Annotated in this window: 22 protein-coding genes and 1 pseudogene; 10 read left to right on the forward strand and 13 right to left on the reverse strand. The window is 71.7% G+C overall.

Features of this window, described 5'->3' with window-relative positions; translation table 11 throughout:
* Positions 1-96 precede the first annotated feature (96 nt).
* Positions 97-912, forward strand: coding sequence for an ATP-binding cassette domain-containing protein (locus AB0878_RS18515; RefSeq protein ID WP_366581289.1), 816 nt, complete (start codon positions 97-99; stop codon positions 910-912).
* Positions 909-1,670 carry an ABC transporter permease gene (locus AB0878_RS18520; RefSeq protein ID WP_366581291.1) on the forward strand — a complete coding sequence of 254 codons (762 nt, stop codon included), beginning with the start codon at positions 909-911 and terminating at the stop codon, positions 1,668-1,670. Before AB0878_RS18515 ends, AB0878_RS18520 begins: the two co-directional genes overlap by 4 nt.
* A 26-nt stretch (positions 1,671-1,696) precedes the next feature.
* On the opposite strand, the gene AB0878_RS18525 is transcribed toward AB0878_RS18520, so the two are convergent.
* The gene (locus AB0878_RS18525) at positions 1,697-2,668 is read right to left on the reverse strand and encodes a LuxR C-terminal-related transcriptional regulator (RefSeq protein WP_366581293.1); all 972 of its coding nucleotides are present in this window, start codon (positions 2,666-2,668) and stop codon (positions 1,697-1,699) included.
* Positions 2,669-2,795: 127 nt separating this feature from the next.
* Between AB0878_RS18525 and AB0878_RS18530 the strand changes: the two are divergent.
* Both AB0878_RS18530 and AB0878_RS18535 read left to right on the forward strand, forming a co-directional pair.
* Positions 2,796-3,938: pseudogene (locus AB0878_RS18530) on the forward strand (amidase family protein); the annotation flags it as partial.
* Positions 3,939-4,072: 134 nt separating this feature from the next.
* Positions 4,073-4,228, forward strand: a complete 156-nt coding sequence (locus AB0878_RS18535) for a hypothetical protein (protein ID WP_366581645.1) — start codon at positions 4,073-4,075, stop codon at positions 4,226-4,228.
* 81 nt (positions 4,229-4,309) lie between these two features.
* Here the strand turns inward: AB0878_RS18535 and AB0878_RS18540 are convergent, their stop codons facing one another.
* The 4 genes from AB0878_RS18540 to AB0878_RS18555 form a co-directional block, all read right to left on the reverse strand.
* Positions 4,310-5,758 carry a PP2C family protein-serine/threonine phosphatase gene (locus AB0878_RS18540; RefSeq protein ID WP_366581295.1) on the reverse strand — a complete coding sequence of 483 codons (1,449 nt, stop codon included), beginning with the start codon at positions 5,756-5,758 and terminating at the stop codon, positions 4,310-4,312.
* Positions 5,755-6,477 carry a GAF and ANTAR domain-containing protein gene (locus AB0878_RS18545; RefSeq protein ID WP_366581297.1) on the reverse strand — a complete coding sequence of 241 codons (723 nt, stop codon included), beginning with the start codon at positions 6,475-6,477 and terminating at the stop codon, positions 5,755-5,757. Before AB0878_RS18545 ends, AB0878_RS18540 begins: the two co-directional genes overlap by 4 nt.
* A gap of 173 nt (positions 6,478-6,650) precedes the next feature.
* Complete coding sequence (locus AB0878_RS18550) at positions 6,651-7,316, reverse strand: HAD family hydrolase (protein WP_366581299.1); 666 nt, start codon at positions 7,314-7,316, stop codon at positions 6,651-6,653.
* Positions 7,317-7,470: 154 nt separating this feature from the next.
* A complete protein-coding gene (locus AB0878_RS18555) occupies positions 7,471-8,076 on the reverse strand; it encodes an HSP18 transcriptional regulator (RefSeq protein WP_366581301.1) in 606 nt (201 codons plus the stop codon).
* A gap of 103 nt (positions 8,077-8,179) precedes the next feature.
* Here AB0878_RS18555 and AB0878_RS18560 point away from each other — a divergent pair, with 103 nt between their 5' ends.
* The 4 genes from AB0878_RS18560 (at position 8,180) to AB0878_RS18575 (ending at position 9,996) form a co-directional block, all read left to right on the forward strand.
* The gene (locus AB0878_RS18560; RefSeq protein ID WP_366581303.1) at positions 8,180-8,629 is read left to right on the forward strand and encodes an Hsp20/alpha crystallin family protein; all 450 of its coding nucleotides are present in this window, start codon (positions 8,180-8,182) and stop codon (positions 8,627-8,629) included.
* A gap of 78 nt (positions 8,630-8,707) precedes the next feature.
* Complete coding sequence (locus AB0878_RS18565) at positions 8,708-9,133, forward strand: DUF6292 family protein (RefSeq protein WP_366581305.1); 426 nt, start codon at positions 8,708-8,710, stop codon at positions 9,131-9,133.
* Complete coding sequence (locus AB0878_RS18570; protein ID WP_366581307.1) at positions 9,133-9,579, forward strand: hypothetical protein; 447 nt, start codon at positions 9,133-9,135, stop codon at positions 9,577-9,579. The genes AB0878_RS18565 and AB0878_RS18570 overlap by 1 nt, the downstream gene beginning before the upstream one ends.
* Before the next feature lie 135 nt (positions 9,580-9,714).
* Positions 9,715-9,996 (forward strand): ANTAR domain-containing protein, encoded by a 282-nt coding sequence (locus AB0878_RS18575; RefSeq protein ID WP_366581309.1) that lies wholly within the window; start codon positions 9,715-9,717, stop codon positions 9,994-9,996.
* 40 nt (positions 9,997-10,036) lie between these two features.
* On the opposite strand, the gene AB0878_RS18580 is transcribed toward AB0878_RS18575, so the two are convergent.
* Complete coding sequence (locus AB0878_RS18580) at positions 10,037-10,369, reverse strand: cytochrome P450 (RefSeq protein ID WP_366581311.1); 333 nt, start codon at positions 10,367-10,369, stop codon at positions 10,037-10,039.
* Positions 10,370-10,449: 80 nt separating this feature from the next.
* Between AB0878_RS18580 and AB0878_RS18585 the strand changes: the two genes are divergently transcribed.
* Complete coding sequence (locus AB0878_RS18585) at positions 10,450-10,839, forward strand: hypothetical protein (protein WP_366581313.1); 390 nt, start codon at positions 10,450-10,452, stop codon at positions 10,837-10,839.
* Between the two features lie 154 nt (positions 10,840-10,993).
* Here the strand turns inward: AB0878_RS18585 and AB0878_RS18590 are convergent, their stop codons facing one another.
* The 5 genes from AB0878_RS18590 to AB0878_RS18610 form a co-directional block, all read right to left on the reverse strand.
* The gene (locus AB0878_RS18590) at positions 10,994-11,680 is read right to left on the reverse strand and encodes a glycosyltransferase family 2 protein (RefSeq protein WP_366581315.1); all 687 of its coding nucleotides are present in this window, start codon (positions 11,678-11,680) and stop codon (positions 10,994-10,996) included.
* Positions 11,677-12,954 carry a bifunctional PIG-L family deacetylase/class I SAM-dependent methyltransferase gene (locus AB0878_RS18595; RefSeq protein ID WP_366581317.1) on the reverse strand — a complete coding sequence of 426 codons (1,278 nt, stop codon included), beginning with the start codon at positions 12,952-12,954 and terminating at the stop codon, positions 11,677-11,679. The genes AB0878_RS18590 and AB0878_RS18595 overlap by 4 nt, the downstream gene beginning before the upstream one ends.
* Positions 12,951-13,919, reverse strand: coding sequence for an acyl-CoA dehydrogenase family protein (locus tag AB0878_RS18600; protein ID WP_366581319.1), 969 nt, complete (start codon positions 13,917-13,919; stop codon positions 12,951-12,953). Before AB0878_RS18600 ends, AB0878_RS18595 begins: the two co-directional genes overlap by 4 nt.
* Before the next feature lie 33 nt (positions 13,920-13,952).
* Complete coding sequence (locus AB0878_RS18605; protein ID WP_366581321.1) at positions 13,953-14,807, reverse strand: SDR family oxidoreductase; 855 nt, start codon at positions 14,805-14,807, stop codon at positions 13,953-13,955.
* 127 nt (positions 14,808-14,934) lie between these two features.
* Positions 14,935-15,735 carry an FAD-dependent oxidoreductase gene (locus tag AB0878_RS18610; protein WP_366581323.1) on the reverse strand — a complete coding sequence of 267 codons (801 nt, stop codon included), beginning with the start codon at positions 15,733-15,735 and terminating at the stop codon, positions 14,935-14,937.
* A gap of 223 nt (positions 15,736-15,958) precedes the next feature.
* Here AB0878_RS18610 and AB0878_RS18615 point away from each other — a divergent pair, with 223 nt between their 5' ends.
* Positions 15,959-16,603, forward strand: coding sequence for a PhoU domain-containing protein (locus AB0878_RS18615; RefSeq protein WP_366581325.1), 645 nt, complete (start codon positions 15,959-15,961; stop codon positions 16,601-16,603).
* A 15-nt stretch (positions 16,604-16,618) separates the two neighbouring features.
* On the opposite strand, the gene AB0878_RS18620 is transcribed toward AB0878_RS18615, so the two are convergent.
* Entirely contained in the window at positions 16,619-17,122 is a 504-nt protein-coding gene (locus tag AB0878_RS18620; protein WP_366581327.1) for a DUF2231 domain-containing protein, read from the reverse strand.
* A 229-nt stretch (positions 17,123-17,351) separates the two neighbouring features.
* The gene (locus AB0878_RS18625) at positions 17,352-17,552 is read right to left on the reverse strand and encodes a hypothetical protein (protein WP_366581328.1); all 201 of its coding nucleotides are present in this window, start codon (positions 17,550-17,552) and stop codon (positions 17,352-17,354) included.
* Positions 17,553-17,565: the final 13 nt, after the last annotated feature.

Genomic DNA, 17,565 nt, shown 5'->3' on the forward strand with positions numbered 1-17,565 from the left:
GAGCCGTGTCAGCCGGATGTCAGCTCCGTGGGGAATCGTGGCCGCCGACGCCACGAAATCCGCATCCACCACGGAGCTGAGAGAACGGACACCGGGATGACAGCCGATCAGGGGCACCGGCCTGCGATCCGCGTGCAAGACCTGAAGAAGTCCTACAAGAGCCTGGAGGTGCTGCGCGGGGTCGACTTCGACGTGGCGCGCGGCAGCATCTTCGCCCTGCTCGGTTCCAACGGAGCGGGCAAGACCACGATCGTGAAGATCCTCTCCACGTTGCTCAAAGCCGACGCGGGGACCGCCGACGTCAACGGCTTCGACGTCGCCACGAAGGCGGCGAACGTGCGGGAATCCATCAGCCTCACCGGGCAGTTCGCGGCCGTCGACGAAATCCTGAGTGGACGGGAGAACCTGGTGCTGGTCGCCCGGTTGCGGCACCTGAACAACCCGGGCGGGATCGCCGACGACCTGCTCCGGCGGTTCTCGCTGACCGACGCGGCAGCGCGGAAGGTCTCCACGTACTCCGGTGGCATGCGCCGCCGGCTCGACATCGCGATGAGCCTCATCGGGAACCCGGACGTCATCTTCCTCGACGAGCCGACGACCGGGCTCGACCCGCAGGCGCGCATCGAGGTGTGGCAGGCCGTCAAGACTCTCGCCGAGCACGGGACGACCGTGCTGCTCACCACGCAGTACCTGGACGAAGCCGAACAGCTCGCCGACCGGATCGCGATCCTGCACGAGGGCCGGATCATCGTGAACGGCACGCTGTCCGAGCTCAAGCAGCTGCTCCCACCCGCCAAGGTCGAATACGTCGAAAAGCAGCCGACCCTCGAAGACGTCTTCTTCGCGATCGTCGGCCAGAACGGCACCGCAGACGACGCGGCGCCGGCCCGGATCGGTGAGGAACGACGATGACCCGACACTTCTTCGGTGACACCACTGTCCTGCTGGGACGGTCGCTGCGCCACATCACGCGCAGCGTGGACACCATCATCACGACCACGATCATGCCGATCGCCTTCATGCTGCTGTTCGTCTACGTGTTCGGCGGCGCGATCAAGGCCGGCTCGGGCTCGTACGTGAACTACCTGCTGCCCGGCATTCTCCTCATCACGATCGCCTCGGGCATCTCCTACACCGCGTTCCGGCTCTTCCTGGACATGAAGAGCGGCATCTTCGAACGCTTCCAGTCCATGCCGATCGCCCGCTCGTCCGTGCTGTGGGCCCACGTGCTGACCTCGCTGGTCGCCAACCTGATCTCGGTCGTGGTCGTGGTGGTCGTCGCCCTCGTGATGGGATTCCGCTCGGGCGCGGGTGTGCTGGCGTGGCTCGCGATCGCCGGCATGCTGATCCTGTTCACCCTGGCGCTGACCTGGATCGCCGTGATCCCCGGCCTTTCCGCGAAATCCGCGGACGGCGCGAGCGCGTTCGCCTACCCGCTGATCTTCCTGCCGTTCATCAGCTCGGCCTTCGTCCCGACCGACACGATGCCCGGCCCGGTGCGTGCCTTCGCCGAGCACCAGCCGGTGACGTCGATCGTCAACGCCGTCCGCGACCTGTTCACCGGGCAACCGGTCGGCAGCGACATCTGGGTCGCGCTGGCCTGGTGCGTCGGCATCCTCGTCGTGGCTTACTTCTTCGCCATCCTGGCGTACCGCCGCAAGATCTCCTGACCGGCGACGGCAGGAGCTGTAGTGCGTCAGCGGTTCGGCGTGACCAGCAGTCCCCACCGCGAGGACAGCCGGGCGGCCTCGATGCGGTTGCGGCAGCCCGTCTTCGCGAGGATGTGCTCGACGTGGGTGGCCACTGTGCGGGAGCTGACGCAGTGCGCGGCGGCGATCTCCCCGTTGCTGAGGCCCTCGGCCACGTCGGCGAGCACGTGCAGCTCGCGCTGGGTCAGGCCGGCGGGCGGTGGGGTTTCCCGGTGCAGGACCACGACCGCGGGCGGCGACGGGTGCAGTTCGACGGCGACCACGCTGTCGTTGCGGACGACGTGCAGCACCGGGGCCGAGGGCGGCAGGCCGGCGCGGACCTGCGCCACCGCGGCGTGCAGGGGCGAGGGCGGGGTGAGCAGGTCCGGCCGCGCCCCGGGGGAGAGCGGCGTGATCGCGCCGCCCGGGCCGACGACGAACCCGTCCAGTTCTCCGTCGGCCAGCCGGGCGGTGGCCGGGCGTGGCGCCGGGACCGGGTCCAGAGCGGCGCCGAGGTCGGGGGCCAGCAGTTCGAGCAGGGCGACGGTGTCGTCACCGGCGTGATCGACGTCGAGCGAGCTCGCGTTCAGCATCCCGACGTAGCGCCCGTCTGTCGCGAACAGGCACTGGGTGAAGCCTTCCCGGAAGCCCAGCGGGGTGATGACCTGCTCGAAGGTCCGGCCGTTGCGCAGTGGGGGAGCGAGGTCCCGGATTCGGACGAGCGTCCGCCCGGCCTGCACGAAGGTGAAGACCGGATCGGTGTGCATGAGGGCGTCGAGGAAGGTCGTGGCCACCGGCGGGTACGACGAGGCGAGCGATCGGTGGTGCCGGGCCACGGGGTCCCAGACCGACAGCGCCGAGCATTCGGAGGGCACCACGGCGTGCAGCCCGTCGAGGGCTGCCGTCGCCGCGCCGAGGGAGCGGCTGCCGTTTCGGCGCAGGAATGAGCGCAGCTCACGGGCCGCGCTGAGGGCGGTCACCCGCGCAAGCTACCCCGGCGGCGGGCTCTCGAACAGCCGACGACGGTGACGAAACATCCGTCAACCTACCGATGTTTTCCGGAACGCTCGCTCCTACGGTCGCGCCTTCGACACATCGGAGGACGCCATGAAGCCCCACGAATACGCCGATTTCGACGCCACCTCCCTCGCAGAGCTGATCCGGTCCGGCGAGGTGACCACGGACGAGGTCCACGCCGCCGCGACGGCGGCGCTCGATGCCGTTCAGCCCACGGTGAACGGGCTGGTCGGCGAGCGTTTCGCCGCACCGCTGGACTACGCCGCCGACGGGCCGTTCGCCGGCGTCCCCTTCGCCATCAAGGACCTCATCCTGCACGCCGAGGGTGTCACACAGGCCGCCGGCACTCGGCTGCTCGGCGAGGGTGTGCCGATGCCGTCCGACACCCACCTGATGGCGCGCTTTCGGCGTGCCGGCCTGGCCACCTTCGCCCGCACGGCCACGCCGGAGCTCGGCTTCAACGCCAACACCGAGCCGCTGACGTCCGGTTCCGTCCGCAACCCGTGGGACCTGACGCGCAGCGCGGGTGGTTCGAGCGGCGGGTCTTCCGCCATGGTCGCGGCCCGCGCGCTGCCGGTCGCGCACGCGAACGACGGCGGCGGGTCCATCCGCATCCCGGCCGCGGCCTGCGGGCTGGTCGGCCTCAAGCCCAGCCGCGGGCGGGTGTCGGTGGGTCCTGACTACGCCGACCCGCTCATGGGCCTGGGCGTCGAGTTCGCGGTGACCCGGACCGTGCGGGACTGCGCGGGTCTGCTCGACGCGGTGCACGGGTACGAGCCCGGCGACCGGTACCAGCTGCCGGGTCTGCCGCGCAGCTACGTGGACGAGGCCCGCTCGGGTTGCCGGCCGTTGCGGATCGCGCTGACCATGACGCCGTTCTGTGGCAACGGTGCCGTCGACGCGCGCTGTGTGGCGGCGACCGAGGCCGTGGGCCGCGCACTGGAGGCGCTGGGGCACACGGTCGAGCCGGCCGCGCCCGGGATCGCCAAGGCGGAGCTCGACGACGCCAACTTCGTCGCCTGGACCAGTTTCCTCGCCGACGGCGTCGACGGGTTGTGCGCCGCCCTGGGCGTGTCGGCCGGACCCGAGCACCTCGAGGCCACCACCCGGGCGTGCGTCGAACACGGGCGGACGCTGCGGGCGGCGGACCTCTACGGCGCCGAGCGGGTGTTCAACGCGACCGCCCGCGCGATCGCGGCCTTCCACCAGCAGTACGACGTCGTGCTGTCGCCGACCATGAACGTGCCCAACACCCCCCTGGGCCACCTGAACGCCGACGACGACTCGCTCACCGCCCGCGGCTGGTACGACCACCTCTTCGCCTCGGCGGTTTCACCGCACTGGCCAACGTCACCGGCAACCCGGCGATCTCGCTCCCCCTCGGCCGGACCGACGAGGGCTGGCCGGTCGGCGTGCAGCTCATGGCGCCCGACGCCGACGAAGCGACCCTCCTCGCCCTCGCCGGCGACCTGGAGCAGGCGATGCCCTGGGCCGCCCACCGGCCGCCGACCGTCGTCGGCTGACCCGCGGCATCGGTGACGCTGAGCGGGCAGAACGGATTGCTCGGCGGGGAAGCCGAATCCGCCCTTCACCCGGAAAGAGCGTCACCTTCCCGGATCGAGGTCGCGAGGGTTGGTCCACCGCGCGAGCAGGACGGTGGCGTCGTCCTGCAAGGTGCCGTCGTGGTGGGCGAGCACGGCCTGGATCAGGCGCCGCACGGTCTCCGGTGGTGGGTAACCGGTCGACGCCTCGCGGCGCAGGAAGTCGGCCAGCCGTGCCTCGCCGAAGAACTCGCCTTCGCGGTTGCGGGCCTCGGTGATGCCGTCGGTGTAGAGGACCAGCCAGTCGTCGGGCTGCAGCCGTTCCTCGCCGACCACCAGCTCGCCCGAGCCGAGCCCCAGCGCGGCCCGTCTGCCGCCGGTCAGCTGTTTCACGACTTTGCCGCCGCGCATCAGCAGCGGCTCCGGGTGGCCGGCGTTGATGTATCGCATCCGCCCGGTCGCGAGGTCGATCTCGGCGAGCACGGCCGTGGCGAAGGAGGCGTTGCCGAACGCCGCGCCGATCGTCTCGTCGATCTGCCGGGCCTGTTCGAAGAGCCCGTAGCCGGCGCGGCGGGCGCTGCGGTGGGTGGCCAGTGCGGTGGCGGCGATGTGGCCGCTGCGCAGGTCGTGCCCGACGGCGTCGACGATGAACAGCACGGCGGTGGTGTCCGAGAGCGAGTAGTCGAAGGCGTCCCCGGCGACGGCGTGCCGCGGTTCGAGCACGCCGGTGACGACGAAGCCGTCGACACCCGCGGTCAGCGGCGGCAGCAGGGACCAGATCAGTTCGCCGGGGATCGTCCGGTCCCTGCGGCGGCGGACCGCGTCGAGGCCGTCGCCGTACTGCGTCATCAACACGACGAGGTGCCCGACGAGCAGGGCTACCCACTGGCACTGCGCACGCAGCCCGGGGTCCTCGAGCGTGTCCTCGTCGGGCACGTCGGCTCGCAGGACGCCGATCCGCTCGGCCCCGTCGACGAGGGGTATCCACAGGCACGGCCGGCCACCCGAATCCGCGGGCAGCATCTCCAGACTGCGGAAGGCGCGCCCGGCCAGGGTGCTGTCGATCGGCAGCGGTGGCCCGGAATCCGCGACGGCGGACACCGGGTGCAGATACTGCTGGGCGTAATCGGCGAGGTAGGCGCTGAACCCGATCCCGATCAGCTCGCCCGCCGCTTCGACGAGGCCGGGAAGGCGATCGGGCGGTGCCAGTTCCGCGCCTTCGAGCAGGTGCACGAGAGCGGCCAGCGTGTCGTCGTGCGGCCGGCGGGGGCGGAGGGTGCGGCTGTAGGGGGCGCGGCGGGTCCAGGCGATCTCGTCGAGACACTCGTTGACCGCGTGGGCCAGCACGTCGCGTTGGTTTGGCGGCAGTCCGGCGACACCGTCGAGGTAGGCCTCGACCTCCATCAGGTCCTGGCTGCCGCCGAGGGCGAAGTACCGCGTCCAGAGCTGTTCCGCGGTCAGGTCGGCATGCCGGCAGGCGAGGACGATCTCGCGACGCTGGTCCCCGTTCATCGGCGTGGGCGGGCGACCGCGCGCAGCATCGCCTCGGCGTTGTCCCGCAACGGTTTGCCGGCTCGCGCGGCCTCGTCCGCCAGCACGAGGAACGCCGTCTCCTCGGGGACGTGGTCGCGGGCCATCACGATTCCCTTGGCCATGCTGACGATGTCCCGGGTACGCAGCGCAGACCGCAGCTCGGTGCTGAGCCGTTCGGCGGCTTCGGCCGACCTCGCGTTCGCCACCAGCACCGCGGCCTGGGACGCGAACATCGTGAGCAGCGTCCGGTCGCGCTCGCCGAACGCGTGCGGCCGGTCGGCGTACACCTTCACGGCGCCGACACTGCGGCAGCCGGCGACCATCGGCGCGCTCAGCGCGGAGCGCAGGCCGAGGCGCGCGGCCGACGCCGCCCACTCCGGCCAGCGGTCGTCGTCGTGCATGTCGCCGACGTCGATCACCGAACGCTCCTGCCACGCCGTCAGACACGGGCCGGCTCCCAGCTCGTACTGCAGCCGGTCCGCCCGTTCGACCTCTTCGCCGGTGGCCGCCCAGGTCACCGGCGCGCCCTGGTCGCCGGCGGCCGTCACCCCCGCCCCGAGCGCCGAGGGGAACACCTCCCGGGCGGCCGCGATGATCAGTTTCAGCAGCGACCGCACCGTTTCGGCGGTGAGCAGCAGGCCGGACAGTCGGGCGAACACGGCGGCGAGCTCGTCGGCCAGGGGCAGCTCGGGTTCCATCGGGTCCTTCTTCCCCGCAATGCGGCGTTGCAGGGGCGGCTACCCGGCGGGGGCCGGGTCCAATCGGGGCGCTGCGGCGAGAATCCGAACCCGGGTCATCGCCGGAGGTGGCTCGCGGATCGTCGCTTGGCCACCCTCGCGGCCTCCCGGGAGCCGAGACCTGACGGCCGGGGTCAGGCGAGGGGGGTGTCGTCCAGAGCGTCCAGGAGATCGCCTGGGGTGTCATAGATCGCGACGGCCCCGGCTTCCCGCAGCTCGTCCTCGCCGAAGCCGCCGGAGCGCACGACGATCGCCGGCATGCCCGCGCTCTTCGCCGCCTCGACGTCCCACACCGAGTCGCCCACCATGACGCTGCGCGCGTCGGGCGGTGCGCCCAGCTTTTTCAGCGCCACCTGCAGCAGGTCCGGTGCTGGTTTGGAGGCCTCGACGTCGGCGCTGGTGGTCCAGCCTTCGGCGATGTCGCGGGCGTGCAGCTTGTCCAGGTAGACGTCCACGTGACGCTGCTGACCGGAACTGGCCAGCACCAGCCGGTGCCCGCGTTTCCTGATCGCCACGAGCAGGTCGTGGGCCCCGGGCAGCGGCGCCATCTCCTCGAGCAGGGCGTCGACCTCCTTGCCCTGCCGCTCCCGGAGCCGGTCGCCCACCCGGCGCTCGAGGTCCTCGCCTCCGAGCGCCGTGGGCAGCTTGTCCCCGCCCATGCCGATCAGCCGGTGCAGCCGCCACACCGGGTAGGTCTCGCCCACCGAGCGCAGCGCGCGGTACCAGGCCAGCGCGTGCTGGTAGTTGGAGTCGACGAGCGTCCCGTCGACGTCGAGGACGGCGATGGTGGAGTCGGTCACGGTCGGCGGCTACCCGACATCCCGGCTTTTCAACCCCGCTGCCCCGGCTTGTCGTTCCTTCGGTTGCGGCCACCGTTCGCCAGACCCGAGCATGCGCCGCGGTCGCCGCGCGCCGGCGCCTGCTCCACGAGCTCGCGGCGACCGTGCGGGGCGGTCAGCTGTTCGTCCGGCGCCGGCGATCGGAGATCGCCTCGTCGCGCACACGGCCGCTCTCCGCGTCGACGTCGCCGACCCGGCCGGCGAGATCGGCGTGGCCGGCCACGAGGTGGCGCCGCGTCGCGGCGAGTGGTTCGAGCAGCGCCGACGCGTCGTCCGCGGCCAGGGCTCGCGCGACACCCGCTGCGGCCCGCCGGCCCGCGGCGGACATGCCTTCCGCCGCGGTGACGTGTGCGGCGAGCTGGCGCAGGACCGCGGCGTTGCGCCGCGCCCATTCCGACACCGCGCGGTCGCCGGCCCGGCGGTCGCGCTGGGCGTCGATGCGGCCCTCGCCGGTCTCCTCTCCGGTGGCGGAGGGCTGCAGCCGCAGGTAGCGCCGTTCGGCGGCCTGCCGGCTCGTGACGCCGAGCGACGGTGCGAGGGCCGCCCAGCTCACGCCGGCCACGCGCGCCGCGGTGATGAGCTCCGGCTCCCACTCGGCGAGGCTCGCCCGCAGCGCGTGCAGGGCACTCAGCGCCGCGAGCAGCTGCTCTCCGTCGGCGGCGCCGGCCCGAGCGTCGGTCACGGCTTGACCTACGAGGGCCACGACATCGGCTTCGTCCATCCTGTCAACCTTCCGATGACTTTCGGCTTGTCAACGTTCCGATGACATGTTAGAACAGTTCTGCGCGTTGACAAGCCCGATACGACTCCAGGAGGTGGAACAGATGTTGATGCGCACCGATCCGTTCCGCGAGTTCGACCGGCTCACGCAGCAGCTGCTGGGCAGCGCGTCGCCCGGAACGTGGTCGCGGCCCGCCGCGATGCCGATGGACGCCTACCGTGCCGGCGACGAGTTCGTCGCCTGCTTCGACCTCCCCGGCGTCGATCCCGACGCGGTCGAGCTCGAAGTCGAACGCAACGTCCTGACCGTGAAGGCCGAGCGCCGCCCGCTGTCCACCGGCGACGATGCGCGGCTGCAGGTCTCCGAGCGGCCGTACGGCGTGTTCTCCCGGCAACTGCTGCTGGGCGATGGGCTCGACACCACCCGGATCTCCGCCGCGTACGAAGCCGGCGTGCTGACCGTGCGGATCCCGGTCGCCGAAACCGCGCAGCCGCGCCGGATCGCGGTCTCCACCGGAACCTCCGGTGCGGACCGCAAGGAGATCACTTCCTGACGACGTCGTGCCGTTTCCGAGGGCCGGGCCGGCTCGCCCCGGCCCGGCCCTCCCGCACGAGAGAGGAGATCGGCTCCCGTGACCGCATCGATCGACATCCCGACCGACCACCACGCCGCCGCCGCTTTGACCGCGTACCTGCGAGCCGTGACAGCCGAACTGGGCATCGGCCTCGAGTCGTGCACGCTCGACCACGCTTCGCCGCTGTCGGCCTACGTCGCGCTGGACCAGCGGCACCCGGCGTACCCGGACCGCGACTTCGCGCTGTTGTGGGACGAGGAGCGTGGCTGGGCCGCAGCCGTCGAGACCCACTCCGGTGAAGACCTCATCGTCGTCCGCTACTTGGGCGGCACCGTCGCACCGACGCCGGAGCAGGTGGCTCGCTTCACCGAAGCCGTGCTGGCCGACGACCACACGATCGGAACACCCGATCCGCCCCGCCTCCGGACCGCGGGCCGCGCCGAGGAACTTGTCGCTCTGCTCGGCGAGAGGGTGCGGCCGTGATGACGCTGCCGCTGCCCGAGAGCTTCGCGCTCACACTGCGCGGCTACGACCGCGAGCAAGTCGACGACCGGCTCGCCGAGCTCCACGAGGAACTGCGCCTGCTCACCCTCGACCGCGATGCCGCGCATTCCCAGGCTGAACTCCTCGCCGACCGGCTCACCCAAGCCCGCGCCGAGATCACCGCGCTGCGTGACCAGCTCGACCGCTTCTGCCGCGCCCCGGCGGACCCGGCCGCGGTCGGTGCGAAGGTGAGCCGTTTGCTCGCGCTGGCCCGGTCGGAAGCCGACGACCTCGTTCTGACGGCGCAGCGCCGCGCGGCCGCCCTGCGCGCGGAAGCCGAGGGCACCATCCGCCGCACCCAAGCGCAGCTGCGTGCGATCGACGCAGTTCTCGCCGAAGCGGAATCAGCTCTGGAAGAAGGAGCCATGCCGCAGGTGGCTGCGTGATCGAACCAGCGGACGTCCGATGTGGACAGTTCTGGGGAAAACGGCCGAGCGGAACAGCTTGTCGTCACAGCATTGAATCGGGACGGGTGTGAGGACTCTCGAGTGAACCCTCAAGCAGATCGTGTCGAGCAGTCCATGAAGGTGAAGCGGCTGGAGGACGCGCTCGCGACGCGGCCGGTGATCGAGCAGGCCAAGGGCATGCTCATGGTGCTGCGGAGCTGGTCGGCGGACGACGCGTTCACGGCGTTGCGCGAGGTTTCGCAGCACACGAACGTGAAACTGCACGACGTCGCCGCGGTGGTGGTCGCGGCCGGCACCCGGCGTACGGCGGCGATGCCGCAGGAGACGACCGCCGCCGTGCTCGCCGAGCTCAAGTCCGCCGGAATCTGGAGCGCGGAACGCACCGACCATCGTTGAACCGACACGAAGCGACCCCCGGCGTCGTCTTCTCCTGGCATCAACGTGCGGTGACCTCGAAGCGGAGCCCGAAGTTGTCGAGCGTCAGGGGCAGGTCGCCCGGCGTGAGGGTGGCGCCGTGCTGCTGGACCAGGTTGGCGAGCACCGCGGACGTCGTGAAGAACACCAGGTCGCGGCCCGGGCAGGCGGCGGGACCACCGCTGAACGGGACGAGCGCCGGGCTGGCCGCGGCGCGGCCGTCGAGCCAGAGGGCCGGCTCGAAGGTGTTCGCGCAGGGCACCTGGTCGGGGCCGCGCTGGAAGTACGGCGTGCGGCTTTCGCGCAGCAACGCCGGGTGATCGGCCCAGAGGCTTACCCACTCGAAGGTGCACACCGACGTGCGCTCGAAGTTCGCCGGACGGAAAGCCGGGGTGGTGCGCGTGCGGCCCAGGCGAGGTGGTCGTCGTAGGGGCGGTGCTGATCTTCGGGAACAAAGGCGCGTTGGTAGATGCCCTGCGATCGTCCAACAGACAGAATGGCGGGCAGCTCACCGATGCCCAGATCGATCAGGCGGTCAACGTCGGAATGGTCGTCGCCGTGGTGATCGCGTTGCTCTGTCTCCTTTTTGCTTTCAAGCTGCGGGCCGGGCGCAACCGGGCGCGGATCGTGCTCACCGTCATCACCGCACTGCAGCTGATTTCGTTGCTCGTGGGTCAGTGCACCGTCCTGGGGTACATCGGTGTCCTGGCCCGCGGTCGTCGGCGTTGCGCTCTCCTTCACCACTCCGTCCAACAAGTTCATCAACGGCGCGAAAACCCTTCGATGAACATCGGGGTGCCGGCGGGCACCCTGGACTGGTCCTGACAACGCTTCCCTGGCGCGATGCGGAAACGGCTTCTCGCTTCTTGCCCCGGTCTCCGCGACGCGTCGAGCAGCCCAAGCATCGTGGGCTCCCGTCCTGCCGCCCGGTTTCCACCCAGGCCGCGGCGTGGACCGGCCAGGTCAAGCCTGGGGCGGCTCAGCCCCCTGCCCCGAGTTCCCTCAGCAGCGAAGCGAGCCCGCCCGGTGCGCGGCCCTGCCGGCGGGCGCTCGTGAACACCTGGGCCGCCGGTTCGTGGCAGCGGCGGAACCCGGCCTGGCCGAGGCGCTGCCAGAGCGCGTGATCCTCCCCGGTCGCGATCGGGCCGAATCCGTCGATGGCGCGGTAGGCGTCGGCGCGGACGGCCAGGTTGGCGCCGTAGACGTTGGGGCTGTCCCGGGCCACGATGCCGCGGTAGCGTGCGGCGGCGTCGCTGCTGCCCGGGAACGGCTCGGACAGCAGCGCCGGGCCGGCCGACGCGTGCCACCCGCGGCGTGCCCGAGCCAGGTGGCGGGCTGCCCACGCTCCCGCGACTTCGGTGTCGGCGTCGGTGTTGAGCAGCAGCACCTCGGAGGCCGGATACCCGGGGAGCGCTCGCAGCGCCGTGCGGCAGCCGAGGTCGCGCACCGCGCCGATGGTGGTGAGCCGGGTGTTCGTCGTGACGCGCGCTCCGTGGCAGTGGGCGAGCGCGGCGGTGGCGTCGGTGCAGCGGTCGGCGACGACGACCACGGTGCGGGCGATCCCGGCCGGCAGCTGGGCCAGGGCACGGCGGATGGCGTCGAGACAGCGGGGCAGGGTCGCGGCTTCGTCCCGGGCGGGGACGACCACTGCGGCGGCGTCGATCACCGGCGCCTCAGCACGTGCAGCAGGAACTCCTCGTCGACGTGCTCCACCACGGTCTCGAGCCCGGGGTGCCCGGCCAGCCGCCGGTGGGCCTCCTGGCCGTCGTGCGGCGCCTCCGGTGCCCAGCGGCGCCAGTGCACGGCCGCGATCTCGCCGCCGGGCGCGAGCGAGGCCACGGTCCGGTCGATGGTGGCGGTGAGGTCGGTGTCGTCCAGGTAGTAGAGCAGCTCGCCGAACACGACGAGGTCCACCGGGCCCGCGGGCAGCACGTCCGGCACGGCGCCCTCATGGACGTCCGTTGTGGACAGTCCGGCCGTGGCTTCCCGGGTGCGTCGCACAGCTTGCGGCACCGGGTCGGAGGCCAGCAGCCGGTCGCACCGGGCCGCGAGTTCGCGTGTCAGCGCCCCGGTGCCGCAGGCCGGTTCGACGACGGTGCCGTAGTGCTCGCGGGGCAGCGCGGCGAGCAGCAGCCCGCGTTTGCGGCGTTCGTACCAGCTGGTGGCGACCTGCCACGGGTCGGCCGCGCGGTCGTAGAGCTCGGCGAACCGGCCGACGGGCGCCGAGCGGGTCGGTGGCACGCGCAGGAAAGTCTCGTGCGGCCGGTCGAAATGGGCGAGCACCTCGGGCGGCAGGATGGGGTCTTCGCCGCGGGGGCCGGGTTTGAGCTGTGAGGTGAACTCGCGCACGGCGGCGGCCTTGGCCGCCCGCTCGGCGCCGTTGAGCGAGTACGCGCGGGCGAGGTGCCACGGGACGTCCGGCGAGTCCGGCCGGCCCCAGTGCCACAGCCAGATCGGGTAGGCCCAGCAGTGCGCGGTCACGGGCGCGGCGGCCGCCGTGGCCCGCCCCGCCGCCCGGTGATCCGGGTGCGGGTCGTCTGGCCACGGCATCAGGCACAGGTCGCGGTCGGCGGCGGGCTCGCGCAATGCGTCCGTGAGCTCCGTGGTGTGCTCGGCCAGGCGCGAGTCGGGCAGGCCGAGCCAGATCGGTTCCACTTCGGACAGTCCTTGGGCCGCGAGCGCCCGCGCCAGCTCCTTTCGGCGGGCCCGTCCCAGCCGGCGGCGTTCGTCGGTGCCGGCGGCGGGGAAGGCGGCTTCGCCGTCGGTGGCGACGACGAGCGTCACCGCCGCGCCGGCGGCGTGCAGGTGCTGCACCAGCCCACCGGCGCCGAGCGTTTCGTCGTCGGGGTGCGCGGCGACCACGAGCACGCGCCGGAAGCCGTCGTCCGGCCACGGCTCGTACTCCCGCGTCCACTGGTTCTCCGGGACGAACGGTTTCACGGCGTCACCTCCAGCGCGCGGCGGCCCAGCGCGGCGAGGTCCCGCTCGCCGTGGTGCTGGCGGACGAAGACCTGCAGGTCGGCCAGGCGCTGGGCGAACCCGCGGTCGCGGCACATCGGCGCGGGGCCGGTGATGCGGGGCGCGCGGTCGAGCACCTCACGGGCGGCCTGCTCCACGCTCGCGCGGCAGGTGTCGTTGAGCAGCTCGGGATCCGGCGCGTCCTCGAGCACGCCGGCGGTCGCCGTGAGCAGGGCGTCGGCCGCGGTGATCGCGGTGTGCAGCGCACCGAAATGCGCGAGCTGGTGGTCGTCGGCCTTCTCCCGCAGCACTTCGCGGACCCCGTCGAAGACACCGGCGGCACCGCCCAGCCACACGGCCGCGACGCCCGTGCCACCGAAGACGAACCCGGGCCGCTCGACGTACCAGCCCGGGGGACCGATGACCGAGTCGGACGCGACGGGAGCGGAGTCGAAGACGACGTCGCCGCTGTCGGAGGCGTCCATCCCCAGTGCCTGCCACGCTTCGGGGTGGCGTACCACGCCCGCAGCGGTGAGGTCGACCTCCACGAGCCGGCTCCCGGCGGCCACGAGTGCGCGGTCGAGCGTGGTCAGCCCGGAGCAGAACCGGACCGTCCCGGAGAGCCGGCCGCCGTCGAGGACCGCGCCGGTCCCCCCGGACTTCGCGGCCCAGACCCCGTACAGCGCACCGGTTTCCGGCTTGCGGCCCGCCTCGGTGAGGATCGCCGCGGCGTCGGTGTGCCCTTCGGCCAGCCGCGCCAACGCGAGGTCTCGCCGCCCCCACGCGGCAAGCGCCCTCCAGCGCCGCGCGAGCCCGCCGTGGCCGGGCACGGGCAGCTCCAGCGCGCCGTTTGCCAGCAGCGCACGCAGTTCGGCCGCCACCCATTCGACGGTCCGCCGCATCGGAAGCGGTTCCGCGGGCGGCTCGGCACTCAGCAACGAGGTCATCACGAGGTTCCTGTCTGCCGATCGGTCGGGGGTTCAGCCGGGGGTGGTCTCGCCACCCAGGGCGGCGAGGACTTCGCCGCTGTAGTACGAGGAAAGGCGGTCGGCGGCGAGGAAGACGTAGGACGGTGCCAGCTCGTCGGGGTGCGCGGCGCGGCCGAAGGGCACCTGCGAGCCGAACGTTTCGACCTTTTCCGGCGGGAACGTCGAAGGGATCAGCGGTGTCCACACCGGACCCGGCGCCACGCAGTTCACGCGGATCCCGCGCTCGGCCAGCGCCTGGGCCATCGAGTACGTCCACGCGTGGATCGCGCCCTTGGTGGCCGAGTAGTCGATGAGGGACTTGTTGCCGCGCAGGCCGTTCACCGAGCCGGTGTTGATGATCGACGAGCCCGCGCCCAGGTGGGGCAGCGCGGCGGCGGTCACGCGGAAGTAGCTGTGCATGTTGACGTCGAACGTACGCAGCCACTGTTCGTCGGTGAGGTTCTCCGGCGCGTCGACGGGCCACTGCACCGCCGCGTTGTTCACGAGCAGATCGAGACCGCCGAGCTGCTCGACGGCGCGGGCCACCACGTCACGACAGTGCCGCGCGGCGGCCAGATCGCCGGGCAGCAGCACGCATTTGCGTCCTTCTGCTTCGACGCGGCTCGCGGTGTACTTCGCGTCGTCGTCCTCTTCGAGGTAGGCGATGGCGACGTCCGCGCCTTCCTTGGCGAACGCGATCGCCACGGCCCGTCCGATGCCCGAGTCGCCCCCGGTGACCAACGCGCGCCGGCCCGCGAGCAGCCCGTGGCCCTCGTAGCCGTCCATCGTGTCCCGCGGTCGCGGCTCCATCTCCTCGGTGACCCCGGGCGGCTCCTGCTCCTGGGGCGGACGTTGTCGGTCGGGCATGCGCTTCTCCTGTGCAGTCAGGGTCCTTGCGCCCACCGGTTACCCCCGCGCGGGCGGTTCCAAAGCTGCCTGCGGCGCCGGCGTTCGGTTCCGGCGGCGGGCTACCGCGAAAAGGTCCGGTCCGGGCCTACCGCGAAGGAACCGGACGGTGCTCGCGGATCAGTTCGGCGCCCCGCTCGTAGTCGTCGTCGGCGTTGTGCGTGAGGACGCCGACGGCCACGCCCGCGGCGGACCGGCCGGCGACCTCACCCATGGCGAGGCCTTCGCTCCGGTGCTCTACGGCGAGCGCGCGCCCAGCCGACGGGTTGTGGGCCAAGGCGACATCACCGGCCGCGTACACGTCGGGGCGGCTGGTGCGCAGGTGTTCCCGGTGGCCTTCGGTGATCGACCTGAGCCGGGTTTCGCGCAGCACGCCGACGCCTTCGGTCTTGAGCCAGTGCAGGATCAGCTCACCGGCATCCCGGCCCAGGCGCTTTTGCTGCGGCACCGAATCGGGACACAGGACTGTGACCTGCACGCCCGACCGGGCCAGTGAAACCGCGGCCTCACAACCGATGAATCCGGCGCCCACCACCACCGTGCTGCGCGCCGGCCCGGCCGCTGCTCGCAGCTCGCGGGAGCTGGTCAGTGAACGCAGGCAGCGAACGTCCGGATGATCGGAGCCCGGCACGGGCGGGCGAACCGGTTCCGCACCCGTGGCGAGCACACACCGCGTGAAGGGGTGCGTGAGCGTTGTCCACTCGCGCGTACCTCGAAGAAGAGGACGAGTGGAGCCGGGTCGCCAAACGATCGACGTCAGGGCGCGTGCGCCGAAAGACCGCTGGAGCTGAGTAGCGCGGCCGCCTGATCGACTGCGCGGTCGGTGCCCGGAATTCCGCTCGTGCTGTGGCTGGTGGGCGTCGCGGCGGAAGCAATGGTCCGGGCGCACCTTGCGGTGGCAGCCGGCTGGCTGTTCAACCGGCTGCCACCTGCGTCATGGGTTCCCGCAAACCACGCCGTTACACCGGGCGGTCACGGCGGCGGTGCCGCACACCGCCGGCCAGCCGGCCGTGAACGAGAAGTTTCCCCGGCCTCCCGTCCGGGTACTCGGGAATCCGAGGAAGACTCCCGAGACGCGGTCGTCGGAGCCGTGCGAGAGGGTAGTGGTCGGTATGCGACAGGCATTCCATCAGGAGCTGGCTCGGCTCGGTACCGAGATGACCGAGATGTGCGTTGTCTGCGCGCAGGCGATGCGCCAGGCCACGACGGCGTTGCTCACCGCGAACGTGGGGCTGGCCGAGCAGGTGCTCGGGAGCGACATCGAGCTGGATCTCCAGCGCGCCGAGTGCGAAGAACACGCTGAGGCGCTGCTGGCGTTGCAGGCCCCGGTCGCCCATGAGCTGCGACTCGTGCTGGCCGCGGTGTACTGCGCCGACAGGCTCGAGCGCATGGGGGATCTGGCCGCGCACATCGCCGGCACCGCGCGCCTTCAGCATCCGGGCCGGTTCGAGTCCGTGGAGTTGGCGGAGGGGTTTCGCCGCCTCGGCGAGCTCACCGCGAGCATGGCCGACCGGCTCGCGGATCTGATCGCTGAGCCCTTCGCTGGGATGTTCGCCGAATTGGACGACGCCGACCAAGCGGTGGACGATCTGCACGCTCGGATACTCGAGCTGGTCACGAGTCAGGACTGGAAAGGCAGCGCCGCTGCGGCAGCCAACGCCGCCCTGCTGGCCCGGTTCTACGAACGCTTCGGCGACCAGTGCGTGTCGGTGGCCAGGCGCCTCGAATTCACCGTGACCGGTGCCTTGCCCGTCTGACTGCGGCCGCGGAGGTCACCGGCCGTCGAGCCCGACGGGAGGCGGCTCCCAGCGGAAGACGCCGGCGCCCTGGGCGTAGGAGAGGTGGCCACCGAGCGCACCCCCGACGCCGAGGACGAGCAGGCCGAGTGCGCCGAGCAGTTTGCCCCCGGCCGCGCCACGGCGACGCCGGCGGTACGAGGCGGCGAAGATCACGGTCGCGACGAGGTTGACCACGAGGTGGCAGAACCCGACCCGGCGCTGCCGTTCGCTGAGTTCGTGGTAGTCGGCAGCACCGAGAACGGCGGCCGCCGGAGCTGCCATCAGCCCGATTCCGACCAGCCGGCGGGAAGCCGTTTCGTTGCCTGGCACCAGGTCGAGCAGAGACGAGCAGGCCCACGCGCCGATCGGCAGAGTGACCGCGATCGGGTGCAGCGGATGGCCGAGGCTGCGGCCTCGCAGCTCTTCGCCGGCCTGGCCGCTGAAGAGCTTGTTCACCGGCCTCGCCACCGCGGCCGCGGGCTCGTCCAGTGCCTGCACGTCTTCCAAAGTGGACAACAGCCGGTGCGGCGGGGCCTCCGCTGCAGTCCGGATTCTGTACCTGATGGCTGAGGGTGTGTTTTCGGTCATGACAAGGGCCTACCCCGACGGTCGGGCTCCAATCCTCACCGCAGACGCGAATTCTTGGCGTTCCCGCGTGGATTCCGGAAAACGGGCTGTGCGGAAGCGGTGGCAGGACGTCGGCTCGCCATTCGGACACGGCCGCCCATCACGGCCTCCCGTCCAGCGCATGGTGGATGACGTACGAGACGTCCGGCCCGGCTGCCTGGGGGCGGTGTGGTTCGCTGTCCGGTCCACAGACACAGCTGTCGGAGAATTCGTGCCACACAATGTCTTCGATGGGGACCAGGTGCACGACGGCGTCGTCGGTCCAGACGTTCGCCCAGGGGGCTTGCGGCTCGGTCGTCATCAGTCCGGCTCCT

Origin of the sequence: Amycolatopsis sp. NPDC047767 (assembly GCF_040704195.1) — a bacterium.
Lineage (GTDB): Bacteria > Actinomycetota > Actinomycetes > Mycobacteriales > Pseudonocardiaceae > Amycolatopsis.

Coding starts and splice junctions, on each gene's coding strand:
- AB0878_RS18520 (WP_366581291.1), top strand. CDS start 909: ATGACCCGACACTTCTTCGGTGACACCACTGTCCTGCTGGGACGGTCG.
- AB0878_RS18605 (WP_366581321.1), bottom strand. CDS start 14,807: ATGCCCGACCGACAACGTCCGCCCCAGGAGCAGGAGCCGCCCGGGGTC.
- AB0878_RS18545 (WP_366581297.1), bottom strand. CDS start 6,477: ATGGAACCCGAGCTGCCCCTGGCCGACGAGCTCGCCGCCGTGTTCGCC.
- AB0878_RS18515 (WP_366581289.1), top strand. CDS start 97: ATGACAGCCGATCAGGGGCACCGGCCTGCGATCCGCGTGCAAGACCTG.
- AB0878_RS18555 (WP_366581301.1), bottom strand. CDS start 8,076: ATGGACGAAGCCGATGTCGTGGCCCTCGTAGGTCAAGCCGTGACCGAC.
- AB0878_RS18540 (WP_366581295.1), bottom strand. CDS start 5,758: ATGAACGGGGACCAGCGTCGCGAGATCGTCCTCGCCTGCCGGCATGCC.
- AB0878_RS18625 (WP_366581328.1), bottom strand. CDS start 17,552: ATGACGACCGAGCCGCAAGCCCCCTGGGCGAACGTCTGGACCGACGAC.
- AB0878_RS18575 (WP_366581309.1), top strand. CDS start 9,715: ATGAAGGTGAAGCGGCTGGAGGACGCGCTCGCGACGCGGCCGGTGATC.
- AB0878_RS18615 (WP_366581325.1), top strand. CDS start 15,959: ATGCGACAGGCATTCCATCAGGAGCTGGCTCGGCTCGGTACCGAGATG.
- AB0878_RS18570 (WP_366581307.1), top strand. CDS start 9,133: ATGACGCTGCCGCTGCCCGAGAGCTTCGCGCTCACACTGCGCGGCTAC.
- AB0878_RS18560 (WP_366581303.1), top strand. CDS start 8,180: ATGTTGATGCGCACCGATCCGTTCCGCGAGTTCGACCGGCTCACGCAG.
- AB0878_RS18600 (WP_366581319.1), bottom strand. CDS start 13,919: ATGACCTCGTTGCTGAGTGCCGAGCCGCCCGCGGAACCGCTTCCGATG.